Origin of the sequence: Streptomyces sp. NPDC101393 (assembly GCF_044767385.1) — a bacterium.
GTDB lineage: Bacteria > Actinomycetota > Actinomycetes > Streptomycetales > Streptomycetaceae > Streptomyces.
The window spans coordinates 238,253-254,500 of sequence record NZ_JBIWNU010000002.1 but is presented as its reverse complement, the minus strand read 5'-3'; the positions used below and the strand labels follow the sequence as shown (position 1 = coordinate 254,500).

Annotated in this window: 13 protein-coding genes and 1 pseudogene; 6 read left to right on the top strand and 8 right to left on the bottom strand. The window is 69.5% G+C overall.

Translation table 11 applies throughout. The features are described 5' to 3' along the window. Window positions 1-111: 111 nt before the first annotated feature. Window positions 112-2,301 (top strand): catalase/peroxidase HPI, encoded by a 2,190-nt coding sequence (gene katG, locus ACIRQ7_RS06820; protein ID WP_404260469.1) that lies wholly within the window; start codon window positions 112-114, stop codon window positions 2,299-2,301. 80 nt (window positions 2,302-2,381) lie between these two features. On the opposite strand, the gene ACIRQ7_RS06815 is transcribed toward katG, so the two are convergent. From ACIRQ7_RS06815 to ACIRQ7_RS06795, 5 genes are all read right to left on the bottom strand, one after another. Next, window positions 2,382-3,590 carry an aromatic acid exporter family protein gene (locus ACIRQ7_RS06815; RefSeq protein ID WP_404260467.1) on the bottom strand — a complete coding sequence of 403 codons (1,209 nt, stop codon included), beginning with the start codon at window positions 3,588-3,590 and terminating at the stop codon, window positions 2,382-2,384. Window positions 3,591-3,811: 221 nt separating this feature from the next. Further along, the gene (locus ACIRQ7_RS06810) at window positions 3,812-3,985 is read right to left on the bottom strand and encodes a CsbD family protein (protein ID WP_401479957.1); all 174 of its coding nucleotides are present in this window, start codon (window positions 3,983-3,985) and stop codon (window positions 3,812-3,814) included. Between the two features lie 129 nt (window positions 3,986-4,114). Next, complete coding sequence (locus ACIRQ7_RS06805) at window positions 4,115-4,285, bottom strand: hydrophobic protein (protein ID WP_086716166.1); 171 nt, start codon at window positions 4,283-4,285, stop codon at window positions 4,115-4,117. Between the two features lie 231 nt (window positions 4,286-4,516). Beyond that, on the bottom strand, window positions 4,517-5,275 hold the full coding sequence (locus ACIRQ7_RS06800) for an SDR family NAD(P)-dependent oxidoreductase (RefSeq protein ID WP_404260465.1): 759 nt from the start codon (window positions 5,273-5,275) through the stop codon (window positions 4,517-4,519). Between the two features lie 148 nt (window positions 5,276-5,423). Beyond that, a complete protein-coding gene (locus tag ACIRQ7_RS06795; RefSeq protein WP_404261327.1) occupies window positions 5,424-5,651 on the bottom strand; it encodes an Atu4866 domain-containing protein in 228 nt (75 codons plus the stop codon). Between the two features lie 172 nt (window positions 5,652-5,823). On the opposite strand from ACIRQ7_RS06795, the gene ACIRQ7_RS06790 reads away from it, so the two are divergent. Next, window positions 5,824-6,669, top strand: a complete 846-nt coding sequence (locus ACIRQ7_RS06790; protein ID WP_404260463.1) for a helix-turn-helix domain-containing protein — start codon at window positions 5,824-5,826, stop codon at window positions 6,667-6,669. Window positions 6,670-6,927: 258 nt separating this feature from the next. Here ACIRQ7_RS06790 and ACIRQ7_RS06785 read toward each other — a convergent pair. Then, window positions 6,928-7,772, bottom strand: a pseudogene (locus tag ACIRQ7_RS06785) (epoxide hydrolase). Window positions 7,773-7,916: 144 nt separating this feature from the next. Between ACIRQ7_RS06785 and ACIRQ7_RS06780 the strand changes: the two are divergent. Both ACIRQ7_RS06780 and ACIRQ7_RS06775 read left to right on the top strand, forming a co-directional pair. Beyond that, window positions 7,917-8,414 (top strand): peptidylprolyl isomerase, encoded by a 498-nt coding sequence (locus tag ACIRQ7_RS06780; protein WP_401479966.1) that lies wholly within the window; start codon window positions 7,917-7,919, stop codon window positions 8,412-8,414. Between the two features lie 613 nt (window positions 8,415-9,027). Then, window positions 9,028-12,477: a DNA polymerase III subunit alpha gene (locus ACIRQ7_RS06775; RefSeq protein ID WP_404260461.1), complete on the top strand. Its 3,450-nt coding sequence runs from the start codon at window positions 9,028-9,030 to the stop codon at window positions 12,475-12,477. 137 nt (window positions 12,478-12,614) lie between these two features. On the opposite strand, the gene ACIRQ7_RS06770 is transcribed toward ACIRQ7_RS06775, so the two are convergent. Continuing rightward, window positions 12,615-13,094 (bottom strand): polyketide cyclase, encoded by a 480-nt coding sequence (locus tag ACIRQ7_RS06770; protein ID WP_404260459.1) that lies wholly within the window; start codon window positions 13,092-13,094, stop codon window positions 12,615-12,617. Between the two features lie 335 nt (window positions 13,095-13,429). Here ACIRQ7_RS06770 and ACIRQ7_RS06765 point away from each other — a divergent pair, with 335 nt between their 5' ends. Continuing rightward, entirely contained in the window at window positions 13,430-13,918 is a 489-nt protein-coding gene (locus ACIRQ7_RS06765; protein ID WP_401479975.1) for a glutathione peroxidase, read from the top strand. Between the two features lie 721 nt (window positions 13,919-14,639). Then, a complete protein-coding gene (locus tag ACIRQ7_RS06760) occupies window positions 14,640-15,158 on the top strand; it encodes a hypothetical protein (protein ID WP_404260457.1) in 519 nt (172 codons plus the stop codon). A gap of 85 nt (window positions 15,159-15,243) precedes the next feature. Here the strand turns inward: ACIRQ7_RS06760 and ACIRQ7_RS06755 are convergent, their stop codons facing one another. Further along, window positions 15,244-15,987: an SDR family oxidoreductase gene (locus ACIRQ7_RS06755; RefSeq protein WP_404261326.1), complete on the bottom strand. Its 744-nt coding sequence runs from the start codon at window positions 15,985-15,987 to the stop codon at window positions 15,244-15,246. Between the last annotated feature and the right edge of the window lie 261 nt (window positions 15,988-16,248).

Sequence of the window (16,248 nt, the reverse complement as noted above, 5' to 3'; positions counted from 1 at the left end):
CGTCGTGGCGCGCCAGGAGCGCGGCTCGCGGTGCTCGACTCCGGTTGGGCAACCAACGTCAAGAGCAAGCAGCCACCAGAAGGAAACCCCGAGACAGGAAGAAGGACGGACGTGTCCGGCAGCGAAAGCGAGAACCCGGTAATTCCCTCCCCGGCCCCCACGTCGACCCGACCCAGGACGAACCGGGACTGGTGGCCGAATCAGCTGGACCTTCAGGTGCTGCACCAGCACTCGTCGCGTTCCAATCCGATGGGCGAGGACTTCAACTATCCGGAAGAGTTCGCGACCCTCGACCTCGATGCCCTGAAGCGGGACGTCTTCGATGTGATGACGGCCTCTCAGGAATGGTGGCCTGCCGACTACGGCCACTACGGGCCGCTCTTCATCCGGATGAGCTGGCACTCCGCGGGAACGTACCGCATCGAAGACGGCCGGGGCGGTGGCGGCGCCGGCGCTCAGCGGTTCGCCCCCCTCAACAGCTGGCCGGACAACGCGAGCCTGGACAAGGCGCGCCGTTTGCTCTGGCCGGTCAAGAAGAAGTACGGCCGGAAAATCTCCTGGGCCGATCTGCTGGTCTTCGCCGGCAACTGTGCCATGGAATCGATGGGGTTCAAGACGTTCGGGTTCGGCTTCGGGCGAGAGGACATCTGGGAGCCCGAGGAGATCTTCTGGGGGTCCGAGGACACCTGGCTGGGAGATGAGCGCTACAGCGGTGACAGGGAACTCGCCGCTCCTTTCGGTGCTGTGCAGATGGGGTTGATCTACGTCAATCCGGAGGGGCCCAACGGCACCCCGGACCCCGTCGCGGCCGCCAGGGATATTCGCGAGACATTCGGGCGCATGGCGATGAATGACGAGGAGACGCTTGCGCTCATCGTCGGCGGCCACACGTTCGGCAAGTGTCATGGTGCGGTGAATCCCGAGTACATCGGGCCGGAGCCCGAGGCCAGCCCCATCGAGCAGCAGGGCATCGGCTGGCGGAACACCTCGGGCAGCGGCAAGGGCGCCGACGCGCTCACCAGTGGGCTCGAGGGCGCATGGACCTCCGCACCGACGAAGTGGGACAACGGGTACCTGGACAACCTGTTCGGATACGAATGGGAGCTGACGACGAGCCCCGCCGGCGCGAACCAGTGGACTCCCACGGATCCCTCGGCCCAGGGCACGGTGCCTGATGCTCATGATCCGTCGAAGAAGCACGCGCCCATGATGCTGACGACGGACCTCGCACTGAAGGTGGATCCGGTCTACGCGCCGATCGCGAAGAGCTTCCACGAGAACCCGGACAAGCTCGCGGCAGCGTTCGCCAAGGCGTGGTACAAGCTGCTGCATCGCGATATGGGCCCGCTCTCGCGGTACCTCGGACCGTGGATTCCCGAGCCGCAGCTGTGGCAGGACCCCGTCCCGGACGTCGATCACCAGCTGGTCGGGGATGCGGAGATCGCCTCCCTCAAGGACAGGCTGCTCGCCTCGGGACTGTCCCTCGCCCAGCTGGTCACCACCGCATGGGCATCGGCGGCGAGCTTCCGCGGCACCGACAAGCGTGGCGGCGCCAACGGGGCGCGGATTCGACTCGCGCCGCAACGCGACTGGGAGCTCAATGACCTGCCCGAGGTGACCGAGGTGCTGCGGACCCTCGAAGGGATCCGGGACGACTTCAACCGCTCTCAGGCCGGCGGAACGAAGATTTCGCTCGCCGACCTGATCGTCCTGGGTGGGTGCGCGGCCGTCGAGCGAGCCGCGAAGAACGCCGGAGTCGACATCACCGTGCCGTTCGCACCGGGGCGCACGGACGCCTCGCAGGAGCAGACCGACGTGGAGTCGTTCGCCGTCCTCGAACCCAAGGCGGACGGGTTCCGCAACTACCTCCGGCCGGGGGAAAAGCTGTCGCCGGAGACCCTCCTGCTGGACCGCGCCAACATGCTGACGCTGACCGCTCCCGAGATGACGGTCCTGATCGGCGGCATGCGGGCGCTGAACACCGGCTTCAAGGGCGCCCCGCACGGCGTCTTCACCGACCGGCCGGAGACATTGACCACCGACTTCTTCGTCAACCTGCTCGACATGGGCACGGTGTGGAAGGCATCGGCCTCGGATGAGAACGTCTTCGACGGCCGGGATCGCGCCACGGGCGAAGCCAAGTGGACCGCGACCGCCGTCGACCTCATCGTCGGTTCGCACTCCCAGCTCCGAGCCGTCGCCGAGGTCTACGCGTGTGAGGACGCGGGGGAGAAGTTCGTGCGTGACTTCGTGGCGGCGTGGGACAAGGTGATGAACCTCGATCGGTTCGACCTCGCCTGAGCCCGATGTCCCGGCCGGCCGTTCACCGGCCGGCCGGGACACCCTCGGGATCAGCTCTTTCTCGCGCCGTGGCACGTGACTTACCGGTCGACGTGGTGTTGGAGTACGTCGCAGGTGTACTGGAATTCCTCCATGAGGCGGGTGGCCTCGATGACGAGGACTCCGTACGGGCGGCCCGGGTCGGCGAGTGGCAGGCCGTCCTGCTCGGCCTGTTCGCTCACGCGGTGACGGCACTGCTGCGCCTGGTCCGCCAGTCGGCAGAGTTGCGGGGCCTGCTCGTTCAACTCGTCCTCGTCCAGGGCGGCGAGGACCTGGGTGATTTCGGAGATGGACTCCACGAAATCCGCGTAACACTGCAGGAACCTGCGGTAGTTGTGGTGCTCCTCGTGCTGATTCCTGCTCCACTGGTCCAGGCTGCGCGTCAGGGATGCCGTTTGATAGAGCGCCCGCTCCAATGCCTCCAGTACCGCACCGTAGCCCTGGAAACTCGTGCGGCCGCGGTGGCGGCGCAGCAGGCGGCGTGGGTTGTAGTGGATGCTTTCCCGGGCGGTGCGCAGGCCGGTCCGGGCATGGGTGACCAGTTCTCCGGTCTGGTCCGCCCGCTCCCGCCAGTGCCCGGTGCGTTCCTCGTCGAGTTCACCTTCGCGCAGCGCCGGATGCATATCGCTGACCAGATCGCACAGTGCGTGGGCGAGGCTCCGGATGCCGTGTTCGGCACCGCGAAGCCGCAAGGGCGGAAAAACGGTGACGTTCACCAGGACGCCGACACCGCACCCGATGAGGACCAGCAGGATGATCTGTCCGAGCTGGGTGATCTTGTCGAAGTCGGACGTGGCGGAGATGTAGGTGGAGAACGCGAAGAACGCCGCGGTGGCCACCTGAGAGCCCTGTGAGCCGAGGGCCGGCCACCGTCCGATGGTGAGCGCGACCAACGCCACCAGCGCGAAGGTCAGCAGGTCAGGGCCGCCCAGGAACCCGAGAGCGGCCTGCACGGCCACACCCGCGGCCACGGCCCCCACGTAGCGCGTGGACTGCAGCAGCGACTGATAGACCGTCACCTGCATGATCAGCACCGCGGAGAACGGCGCGAACGCCGGCGACTGAGCATTCAGGACGTTGTAGGAGAGCACCCAGGCGAGCGTGGCGGCGACCGTACTCTTCCCGATCAGCAGCGCCGTGTGACGCTCATGGCCCTCCGACCCCCACGCGCGCCGCCACCATTGAGCAGCCCTGGCCGGCCGGCCCTGCTGAGCCGAAGCCGCCCGCGGCTCACCTGCTGCACCGCTCACATCACTCTCCCACCTGTCGCAGGAGCGCCCCGCGGCTGCTCCTCTTTCGACACCCTGCCCCCTCCGGACGGATCGCCGGGGCCGACGGACCCCGACGTGGCGTCCCGCTTACGCAGGCACCCGGGTGCCAGGCCCGGAAGCACCGGCCGCCGGCGGGGCGCCGGACGTGCGGGTGGGCCCCAGCGTTCTGCTGGGGCCCACCCGCGAAATACGTGGCGAACTCAGTCCTTGAGGGCGTCCTTCGCCTTTTCCTTGGCGGCGCGAAGGTCTCCCTTGGATTCCTTCGCCGAGCCCTCAGCAGCAGCGCTTTCGTTTCCGACCGCGCGCCCTGCTTCCTTCTCGACCTTGCCGGCGGTCTGCTCAGTCTTGGCCTTGGCCTTTTCGCTGGCGCTCATGACGCGGTCCTTTCATAGATGGCACCACTCGGGTGCCCCGTAATTATCCCGCAAACCCGATGGTGATCCGGAGCGGTGCGGAAGTGGCCCGGAATGGGCTGTGGGCGGCTTCCTTTGCGGTCAGGTCAGCTACCAGCGATACCACCGTCCGCGCTTTCCACCGGCTCCGGCGGAGCGCAGCACGAAGCCGAGCAGCCACACCGCGAGAACGATGACCGCGACGATCCAAAGGGCCTTGAGAGCGAACCCCGCACCGAAAAGAAGCAGTGCGAGAAGAAGAACGAGTAGCAGGGGAACCATATGTATCAACCTCCGAGCCATCATGTGCCCCGCCTTTTGCCTCCCACGCAGCGGAACACCATGTTTCTCCGTTCAAATGCGGGGCACTACCACCGCCGCGTGACCCGGCCATCGCTTACCGACGCCCCGAATTCCCGCGGCAGGACGACAAAGGGGGACGCACTCCTCCCACCCTGACGTGTGTCTGGCGGCCGAGTCGGCTGGTTGATCCATCCCGCCCGTGTGAGGGGATCAGTGGGCGGTGAGGCCGCCGTCGACCACGAGCTCGGCACCGGTGACGAACGAGGACTCGTCGCCGGCGAGGAAGAGCATGGCCGAGGCGACCTCGTCGGCGCGGCCCGCGCGGCGCATCGGAGTACGCGCGATATCCGCCTGCTCGTCGCCCTGCTCGTCCAGGAGATCCTGGATCATCGGCGTCGCGATGACACCGGGGTGGAGGGAGTTGACCCGCACGCCCCGCCCGGCGTACTCGACAGCCGCGGTCTTGCTGAGCAGCCGCACCGCGCCCTTGGACGCCTGGTAGGCCGCCGCAGCTCCGCTTCCCACGAGCCCCAGCACGGACGAGGTATTGATCACCGAGGCGTTGCCGGTGGCGCGCAGCAGCGGCATGGCGGCCTTCATCCCGAGCCAGGTGCCTTTCTGGTTCACGTCGATGACGCGATTCCAGGCCTCTTCCCGGGTGTCCTCGATCCCCTCCCAGTCCAGGATGCCCGCGAGGTTGACGAGGACGTCCAGAGTGCCGAACCGATCGCCAACGAGGGTGATCACTCTGTCCCATTGCCGGGCGGAGGAGACATCCAGGCATGCGGCGACGACGTCCGCGCCGGTCTCCGCAAGCCCCTCCGCAAGTGCTGCCAGGCGCTCCTGGTGGACGTCGGTGACGACCAGCCGCGCGCCCTCGCGGGCGAACAGATGGGCGGTCGCCGCGCCGATACCTCCCGTCGCACCGGTGATCAATGCGACCTTGCCGTCAAGTCGTTGTCCCGTCATAGCGGTGTCCTGCTCTCTCCCGATCGCGGTTCGCCCGCGGTACCGGACCACGCCGCGGCAAGGAGGCCGCCCCTTGCCGACGGGCGGGCCGAGCGGGCCGTGGCCTTCGCGGCCGCGGACTTCGCGGCCGCGGACTTGCCGATGCCCTTCATATCCGGCGCTCCTCCTCCCGGCGGAGCACCAGGTGCTCGTGATACAGCACGCCCTCACGCACCTCACCGGTCGCCGTGAAGCCGGAGTCATCGACGTAGTGCAGACGGTTTCCGGTCACGGTGTAGCGGCCCGTGTACGCGCTCGGCCGATTCCCGCGGGCTTCGTCGTAGCGACCGTCCGCCCGTAGCTCCTGACGGATGCCGCCGTCCGCGGTCACCCACATCCCGACCACGTCGACACTGTCCTCACTCGCCTTCGGCACGAGGCCTCCTCCCGTTCGGTGTCGTCCTTTTCGCCACCGACTCTGGGCGCCTCAGCAGCCGTCAGCCAGGGCGTTCGCTGCCTGGGTGCCACACACCCAGGCAGCGCGCGAGCCGCCTGCTTAACCTGGCCGCATGTCTGACAACCCCCTGGGAGACTTCCTGCGCGCCCGGCGCTCCGGGCTGCGGCCCGAAGACGTCGGCATGGCGAGCTACGGCGTACGCAGAGTCGCCGGGCTGCGCCGTGAGGAAGTCGCGGTTCTGGCCGGAGTGAACGTCGACTACTACACCCGCCTCGAACAGGGCCGGGAGCGCCACCCCTCGTCCCAGGTCCTTGATGCCCTCAGCCGTGCTCTCCATCTCGACACCGACGGCCGTGCGCACCTGCACCGGCTGGCCGGCGCCGCACCGAACGACCGTCCCGCGCAGCAGCGCCACATGGTCAGCCCGGCGCTGCGCCAGCTCATGGACGGCTACCCCCACACCCCGGCCTTCGTCCTCAGCAGCACCTTGGACATCCTGGCCACCAACGCCCTGGCCGACGCCTTGTACGCGCCCTTCACCCCCGCGGACAACCTCGCCCGTATGGCCTTCCTCGACCCTGCCGGCCGGGACTTCTACACCCGCTGGGACTGGGCCGCACAGGCCACCGTGGCCAACCTTCGTCTCGCGGCCGGTATCGACCCCGACAACCCCCGACTGAAGGCGCTCGTCGACACATTGACCGAGCGGAGCACCGCCTTCTCGGCCATGTGGCAGGCCCACACCGTGCGAGGCAAGACCCAGGACGCCAAACAGCTCCACCACCCCGACGTCGGTCCGCTCGCCCTCACCTACCAGGCCTTCGACGTCCGCGACGCACCCGGCCAACAACTCGTCATCTACCACGCCGAACCCGGCAGCCCCAGTGCGGAAGCGCTGTCCCTGCTCGGCGCCATCAACGCCACCCGACAGCGCGGAGCCCGCGACCCGCACGCATAGGCAGGACAGGATGCCCGGGGCGCGGCCGGGCCCGGAGGTACATGCGGCGGTGCAACCCGGAGCACGCTCCCTCCCGTACGGATGAGGGTGCTCAGTGCGTGAGGTGCGGAGAAATCCGGTGCGCCGCACTCTGCTGCGTGTGCGTGAGCTGTTGGGGCAGCGGAAGGCAGCAGAGTGCAGCAGACGGCAGCAGAGGACGGCCGATCATGGTGCGGACCGTCTGCGAGATGCGGGCCACGTCCGCGCGCGGCGGCGCCCTCAGCCCATCGCCGCCGTCCGGTAGGGGCGGAAGGACGCGCGCAGCTCCTGCGCGCACAGCTCGGGCTCCTCGAACGGCGCGAAGCGCCCACCGCGCTCGGGCTCGGTCCCGCGCACGACGTTCGCCCTGCGCGCGAGCCTCGCACGCGACGGCCGCACGATGTCACCGGGGACGAGCGAGAAACCGGACGGCACCTCGACCCGGCGGGCGTGCTGCGCGGGAGCGTTCGCGGCGTTCGCGCGGTACATGCGCATCGACGAGCCGATCGTCCCCGTGAGCCAGTGGAGCGTGAGGTTCGTGAGGATCTCGTCCTTCGTGAAGCGCCGCTCGACATCGCCGTCGCAGTCGCTCCACGCGCGACGGCGGGGGAGTCGAGGGCAGGAACGATGGGACGGTCGGAGTACCCGTAGCCGGCATGTCGGGCACGACGACGTCGAACGCATCCGCGGGGATCGCCACCGTGGCCTCCGGGTCGGTCAGGGGCGGGATGACCTTCGAGTACCGCCAGAACGAGTCCGGCCAGCCATGGCTGAGGACCAGCGGCAGCACGGGTCCCGCCGGCGCGGCAGCGCGGGCGTGCACGAAGTGGATCCCGAGACCGCCGAGCGGGACACGGAAACGAGGGAGCCGGGCGAGCGCCGCCTCCTGCGCCGGCCCGCCGAACCCGTCCGCCCGGCAGGCGACGAGCTCGCGGAGGTAGGCGAGGTCGGGCCCGAGCGACCACCCGGCGCCCTCGAGGGTGTCCGGCCGGCGCGTCGCGCGCAGCCGCGCCCGGAGGTCCTCAAGCGGCCGCGGGCGCGGTCTGCGGAGTGAACGGCTCGGGGAGGGGCGGCGTGTCCGGCATGGGCCGCATGCTGGTCCGGTAAGGACGACCGCCGGATCGGGATGCGCGCGTGACGCGCGCGTCCTGGATGCCCTGCGAGGGGCGTGGAGGGGCCCTCGGGGGGCTTGGGCCGTCTCCGATGGGTGGGGATGTCAGGATGGGGGTATGACTATTCAGGTTTTCTTTGACATCACCATTGACGACGTCCCCGCCGGCCGGATCAACATGAACCTCTTCGACGACGTCGCCCCCAAGACCGTGGAGAACTTCCGCGCGCTGGCGACCGGCGAGAAGGGCTTCGGTTACAAGGGCTCGTCCTTCCACCGCGTCATCCCGGAGTTCATGCTCCAGGGCGGCGACTTCACCCGTGGCGACGGCACGGGCGGCAAGAGCATCTACGGCGAGAAGTTCGCCGACGAGAACTTCACGCTCAAGCACACCAAGCCGGGCCAGCTCTCCATGGCCAACGCCGGCCCGAACACCAACGGCTCGCAGTTCTTCATCACCACGATCGTGACGTCGTGGCTTGACGGCAAGCACGTCGTGTTCGGCGAGGTTGCCGACGAGAGCAGCATGGAGCTCGTACGGAAGATCGAGGGCTACGGCTCGGGGTCCGGCCGTACCTCGGCCACCGTCACCATCGCGGACTCCGGCGCCCTCTGAGAGTAAGTCGCTTGTCCCGTATGGGCGGTCGGGATAATGAGGTCAGGCCGCCTGTGGCTCGGCTGCCGCGCGTACGTTCTCCGGTGTCCGCAAGACGGTGATCGGCGAACGCGCGGTGCGGGCCGCGATGTTGGAGTCCAGTGAGGTGTCGTCGCCGAGCGCGACGGCACCTCACTGGGTACTGGCCTCTGACGCTGGGTTCGCCGGCCGGGGCCTTGTGGACGGTGGTGTCGTCGGGGTTCAGCCGCCGGCCGTTGGCCGTTGGCCGCAAACGTCCGCCCTTCCGCCCGTACAGCGCATGCGCCGCCGGCCCGCAGCGGCAAGGAACGGCGGCCGACGCTCACCGCCGGAGCGCAGGTGCCTGCGCTCCCCGCCCCTGACGGGCGCGGCCAGGTCGCCGTCGGTCACACCACACACATGGCGGCGCTCTTGCCGCCGGCCCAAGGCCGCACGGTCCGCAGGCTCACCTCCGCCGTCGCGGAGCTGTGACCTGCAGCGGCACCCCTCGAAGACCTGCAGCGACACCTCTCGAAGATTCATTCGAACGTACGATCGAAATCGAGCTACAGTGGAGGTACGGCCCTCCGGCCGGTCACGTGAAGGAGGTGGACCGGTGACCGCGCACCTGCACGTCGCCTCCGGATACTCGACCCGCTACGGCGCCTCCCACCCCGAGGAGCTGGTGCGCCGTGCCGCGGAGCGAGGGATCGCGGACCTGGCGCTGACCGACCGGGACACGGTGACCGGCGCGGTGCGTTTCGCGAAGGCCTGTGCCGCCCATGGCGTGCGGCCGATCTTCGGCGTCGATGCGGCCGTGGCGCCGTACGCCGCCACGGCCGTACCGGACCGCCGCCGCATCCCGGTGCGGGGCGGCGCCCACATCATCGAGCCGCCGCTGCGCGTCACCCTCCTCGCCGAGAATCAGGTCGGGTGGGCGCGGCTGTGCCGCCTGATCTCCGCGAGCCACGCCGCGGCAGGTGACGGCCGCCCGGTGCTTCCGTGGCCGGCGCTGGCCGAGCACGCGGGGGAGGGCCTGGCGATCCTGCTGGGCCCCGTGTCCGAACCCGCGCGGGCGCTGACCGCGGCCCAGCCGGATGAGGCCGTACGGCTTCTGGCGCCGTGGCGCGAACTGGAGCAGGCAGGCGCGACCCTCCGCCTGGAGGTCCTGTCCTACGGGCTGCCCGGCAGTGGGGCGGGGTCGGACCGGCTGGCAGGCCGCACCCTCGCGCTGGCCGACCGCCTCCACATTCCTGCGGTCCTGACGAACGCCGTGCGCTACGCCGACCCGTCTCAGCACCGTCTGGCCGATGTCCTGGACGCCGCCCGCTTCCTGCGGCCCATCGACCGGCGCCATCTGGATGCGGGGGAGCGGTGGCTCAAGGGCCCCGCATCCATGGTTCAGATCGCCCAGCGCATCACCGCCTCTGCCGGCGCCGGCCCGGAGCGGGCCCTGCGCCTGCTGTCGGAGACCGCGGCCGCCGCCGAGCAGTGCCGCCTCGACCCGGCCCGGGACCTCGGGATGGGGACTCCGCACTTCCCCGAACCGGCCACGGTCGGCGCCGGGCCGGGCGCGGGGGAGGCGGACCAGCTGCTGCGCGAGCGCTGTGAGGCAGGGCTGGCCCGGCGCGGCCTGCACCACGACACCGCGGCCGTCCAGCAGGTGGAGGAGGAGCTGGCCGTGATCGGCCGGCTGGGATTCGCCACCTACTTCCTCACCGTCGCCCAAGTCGTCGCCGACGTACGGGAGATGGGGGTCCGTGTCGCCGCGCGCGGCTCGGGGGCCGGCAGCATGGTCAACCACGCCTTGCACATCGCCACGGCGAACCCTCTGGAGCACCATCTGCTCTTCGAACGGTTCCTGTCCGAGCGGCGCACCTCCCTGCCGGACATCGACATCGATGTCGAGTCCGCCCGCCGCCTGGAGGTCTACGACCGCATCATCGAACGCTTCGGCCTGGAGCGCGTCGCGGTCACCGCGATGCCGGAGACCTACCGCGCCCGCCACGCCCTGCGCGACACCGGCATGGCCCTCGGCATCGCGCCGCACCTGGTCGACCAGATCGCCAAGGCCTTCCCCCACATCAGAGCATGCGACGTCAGCGCAGCACTCGCCGAACTCCCGGAGCTGCGGCCGCTGGCCGCGGAGGCCGGGCAGTACGGGCCGCTGTGGGAGCTGGCCGAGGGGCTGGACGGGCTGCCGCGGGGGATCGCGATGCACCCGTGCGGCGTCATCGTCAGCGACGCCACCTTGCTGGACCGGCTGCCGGTGCAGCCGACACCGGGGGGCGACTACCCCATGGTCCAGGCGGACAAGGAGGACGTCGAGGACCTCGGCCTGATCAAGCTCGATGTGCTCGGCGTCCGCATGCAGTCGGCCATGGCCCATGCCGTGCACGAAGTCGAGCGCACCACCGGCGAGCACATCGACCTCGACAACGCCGACCAGGTGCCGTTGGACGACTTCTTCGCTTTCAAGCTGATCCAGGCCTCCGACACGATCGGCCTCTTCCAGCTCGAATCGCCCGGCCAGCAGGACCTGCTGGGCCGGCTGCAGCCCCGCGATCCGCAGGACGTCATCGCCGACATCAGCCTCTTCCGCCCCGGGCCGGTGGCCGGCGGCATGCCCGAGCAGTACATCGCCGCCCGCCACGGCGCAGCACCCGTCTACCCCCACCCCGATCTCGAACCGATCCTGCGGGACACCTACGGCGTCACGATCTGGCACGAGCAGATCATCCTCATGCTCGCCCAACTCACGGGATGCGACCGCGCCTTGGCCGAGATCGCCCGTCGCGCGCTGGGCGACGCCGAGCGCCTGCCCGCCTTGCGCGAGTGGTTCCACCGCGAAGCCCGCGCCCACGGATACGGGTCCGAGGTGCTGGAGGAGGTGTGGGCGATCATCGAAGCGTTCGGTGCGTACGGGTTCTGCCGCGCGCACGCCGTGGCGTTCGCGGTGCCGGCGCTGCAGTCGGCCTGGCTCAAGGCGCACCACCCCGCCGCCCTGTACGCGGGGCTGCTGGAGCACGATCCGGGGATGTGGCCCAAACGCGTCATCGTCGCCGACGCCCGCCGTCACAACGTCCACGTCCTGCCCGTCGACGTCAACCACTCCCGGGCCGATCACACCGTCGAAGCGGTGGGGGACGGGACGTGGGGCGTGCGGCTCGCGCTGTCCGCGGTCAAGGGCATCAGCGACGACGAGGTCGAGCGGATCGCCGCCGCCCAGCCCTACACCAGCCTTCAGGACATGTGGCAGCGTGCACGCCCGTCCCGGCCGGTGGCCGAACACCTCGCGGAGATCGGCGCTTTCGCCACCCTGCCGGGCGCGACAGCATCCCGGCGGGACCTGCTGCTGCAGATCGCCGAAGTCCACCGCCAACACCGCCGGCCCGTTGGCGACGGGCAGCTGCCTCTCGACGACGGGCACCCTGTCACCGCCCAGCCCAGCGGGCTGCCGGAGATGACCCGCCGGGAAGTGCTCAACCAGGAGCTGCAGGTGCTGGGCATCGATGTCTCCCAGCACCTGATGGACCACCACCACCGCCTGCTGCGCGAGCTCGGCGCCACCGATGCCGCCCACCTCGCCACCACGCACGCCGGTCAGAATGTGCTGGTCGCCGGTGTGCGGGCCTCCACGCAGACGCCGCCCATCCGCTCCGGGCGACGCATCATCTTCGTCACCCTCGAAGACGGCTCCGGCATGGTCGACCTCGCCTTCTTCGAGGACTCCCACGAAGCCTGCGCCCACACCGTCTTCCACTCCGGCCTGCTCCTCGTCCGCGGCACCGTCCAACGCCGCGGGCCGCGCCGTACGGTGGTGGGCACGATGGCCTGGGATCTCGACGAACTTGCCGCCATCCGCCGTGACCACGGTCCCGACGCGGCTCTGCGCCACCTCGGCCGGGGCGGCCCGCACCCCACCCCGGCCCAGGAGCCGTCCCGGACCCTGGCGAACGGCACAGGCGGTGCGCAGCTGCACCCCTGGGCGGATCTCCAGCCCGCCGGCAGCCGCGCCGCCGATGTCTCCGCGCTCGGCCACAAGAGTCCCGGCAGCGCCGGGTAGCCGACGGACTGCCCGGCGAGAGACGGATGTGCGCGGCGCGCCTCCGGTCGCGTACGCGCCGTCCGCCACCGTCCCTCCCGTGATCCGCCCTCCCCAAGCCCCGTACCGGCGGTGGACTTCTTGGCCGGCGACCTCACCTACCGGAGCAGCTCGGCCAGGTGGCGCAGTGAGTTGGTGAGATGTTCAGGGCCGAACGGCGGGAACCGGAGGTACTCCCGGATGAACTGCGGCACCGCCGACCAGTCGTAGGTGAGCGTGATCTCGGTTTCGGACGGGCCGAGCGGCGCAAGGTCGTCACGCCAGAACCATCCGCCGAACTCCAGATGACCGTCGTCTTTCTCCTGCCCCGTCAGCCAGCCGATGGCGCGCGCCGGGTCGAGGACCTGGACCTTGTTGGCCACCTGGTAGTCACCGTTCGGATGGTTGGGGTGATACATCTCCATCCGGAAGACCTGCCCCACCTCGGTCAGCGGCTCCGGGTCGGCAGCCTTCCGCACCCAGCCGGTGCCATCGATCGCAGCATGGGCCGTCGGGTCCCCCAGCACCGCGAAGACCCTCTCGGCGGGAACGGCGACAGTCAGGGTGGCGCTCACGTACTCCTGGTCCACGGTGTGCACGCTCCTCGTCCTCTCATCCCGGGCCTCCCGCAGGCCCGGGGGCGGCTCTCTCCCCATGCAGACGACGTGCCGAGGCGGGACTCATCGGTCGCGCGGGCGGCGGAGCCGGACGTCGATGTCTGCCCGCAGCGGTCCGAATTCTGGGCCTGCCGACCTCTCGCCCGTGCACCGGATCTTCGCCCGTCAGGGACCGAACCGCCTGTCCTCCTGGCGGGACCTGCCGACCGCAGCCCTCCTCACCCTCGCCGCACTCGCCGCCGCTACCCTCGACACCCACGACCCCGCCCCGGCTGCACCCGGACACGCAAGGACGACCGCACACCCAAAGGAGAGACATGTCCGTCTTCGATGTCGAGATTGATGCCCTGACCGGCGGCCCCGCCCGCCTCGCCCAGTACAAGGGCACCGCCGTACTCATCGTCAACGTCGCATCCCAGTGCGGTCTGACCCCGCAGTACGCGGCCCTGGAAAGCCTCCAGCAGCGCTACGCGCCACGCGGTTTCACGGTCATCGGGGTGCCGTGCAACCAGTTCATGGGTCAGGAACCCGGCACCCCCGAGGAGATCGCCACCTTCTGCTCCACCACCTACGGCACCACCTTCCCGATGACCCAGAAGACCGACGTGAACGGCGACCAACGCCACACGCTCTACACCGAACTCGTCACCACCGCCGACGCCGACGGCTACAGCGGCGATGTCCGCTGGAACTTCGAGAAGTTCCTCATCGCCCCCGACGGCACCATCGCCGCACGCTTCGCCCCCCAGACCGAACCCGAAGCCGGCGAGGTCACCACAGCAATCGAAGCGGTCCTGGCCGACTGAGGCCACTCGCCTGAAGGCCACCCGCCTGCGCGGCCCCGCCACCGCTTCATCGCGATGTCGCACGCGCCTTTCCGCAAGCCGTGTGGAGGCGGGACAGGGGGCGGAGCGGGGCCCCGCCGGTCGCCGAGGAGCCCTCCTCAGCGGCCGGTCACATAGAGGGTCGTGGGGACGACAAGACCCGTCCGCGCCAATGCCGTCATGGCGGGCACAAAGAATTCCCCTCTTCGGTCTGGGCACCCACCGGTATCTGCCAGGTCATCTCGGGGCATACACGATGTCCAGGAACTCGCCTCGCATGACCGGTGGGGCCCGGTGCCCTGCGGAAGAGATCCGGACCGTGCGTCCGTCCTCGGCCTCGTACTCGAAGAGCAGCGTGTATTGCGCCTCCTCGTCCCGGGCAACGTCCACGCATAGGGCGCGGGTGACCACTGCCCGTGTGTGGAAATTCGACGAAGGCGAAGCGCTCGATGGCAAAATGTCACTATTTGCCCGGCCGGATCCGGTATCAATCCCTCCGGTGCCACGAGTGGACTCATTGCTAACCCTGTTGTGTACGCAGCGCTAACGACCTGCCGGCCATATTCCGGCATCGTGGAATGAAGTTGACCAGGGACGGTCGTCCGGAGCGCGCAGTCAGCCTCGCCGAACCGGCCTCCGGATGAGTGACCAGCCCTGAAACGATCAGCCATTTTGCGATCCGTAATATCCACAGGAGGAATCCATGCGCACTCTCGCATCAGGGGGAGCCCTCGTCGCTGCCGGCGGCCTCACCCTCGGCCTGATGGCCGCACCGGCATTCGCCGCCCCCGCCGTCTCCACCTCTTCGGCCACGGTGCATTCCGGAGAAGCCCGGGCTGCCGGATGGGCAACTCATGTGAAGAACGCCAAGAACGTTTCCGACGCCAGTGTCCCGAAGCCGAGCAAGACGGTGCGCTGCACTTTCGTCTACTCCGAGGGCGGCAGGAAGACTCACGGCAAAGTGTGTTTCGACCCGAAGGGTGACAAGTTCTACGTCAAGGACATGCGGGCCGACGGAATGAGCATGTATATGCGCGTCATGTACGCGGGTAACCCGCAGACCGTCTTCGACTGCAGGGACTTCAAGGGCAGCGGCGCGGGCTGGACGGCTTGCGAATTCTCCAGCGAGTTGAAGGAGAACCGTCGTATCAACTTCAACGCCCTGGCCTACAAGGGCAACGAATTGAAGTTCGAGGGCCTGACCGGGACCGCGCAGAACTGAACGACCGAACGGGGCAGAGCCTTTCGATGGCTTCTTGTGCCGCCGATTCATGCCTGAATCGGCGGCCGCCCCGTTGGGACACGTCCTAGTTCCGCTGGCCGATCGGCCGGACGACCAGCGTGTTCACGTCCACGCCGGGTGGCTGGGAGATCGCCCACACGACGGTGTCCACCAGGAGCTCAGTGGAGATCATCGGGCCCGCGGCGTCGGCGCCGCCGGGGCGGTCGTCCCAGAACGGCGTCCGCACCCGGCCCGGCGCGATCAGCGTCGTGCCGACCCCGTACCCGGTCGTCAGCATGCGGACGTTCTCCGCCAGCCCGGTCACCGCGAACTTCGTCATCGAGTACAGGTTGCCGGGCGTGTTCTTGAACCCCGCGACACTCCCGAGCAGCACGATCCGGCCTTGCGACGCCTTCAGTGCCGGGAGCGCCGCCCGCACCAGCAGTGCGGGGCCCAGGACGTTGGTGAGCACCATGCCCCGCCACTCCTCGGGGTCGCCGGTCTCGACGTCGCCGTTGGTCGAGTACCCGGCGTTGGCGATCGCGTAGTCCAGCCGCCCGAACACGCGCACGGTCTCCTCGACCGCCGACGACACCTGCCCCCAGTCCGCAGCGTCCCCTTCGAACGTCAGCAGCCGGTCACCCGCGCCCGCCTCCGTCGCGGCCTCGGCCAGGGCGGCCAGCTTCTTCGTGCTGCGCCCGGTCGCCGCGACCCGGTGGCCGAGCCCCAGCAGGCGGCGCACGGTCTCCGCCCCGATCCCGCTCGACCCGCCGGTGAGGAAAGTGACCGGCGCTTCGGTGCTCTCGATGGACGCGTTCCCGTTGGACATGGTCTCCCCGTATGCGGTGCGGTGCGGTGCGGTGCGCGGCGCATGGACGTGCGGCGCCGTCGCTGCCCGACGCCAGATCGTCCCGGCCCGCGCGTCCACGCCATTGCCGATCACGGACTCCGGAAGGCATATCCCAGCGCTCCCCCCCCCCAGAAGTTGACCGCCTGGCGCGAGGTGGCCATGGCGGAACACCCGAGCCCGGCTGCAAGCCGCCCATGCCACCGGATGGACCCGTAGCCGCACGGGGAGCAACAGGGCGAC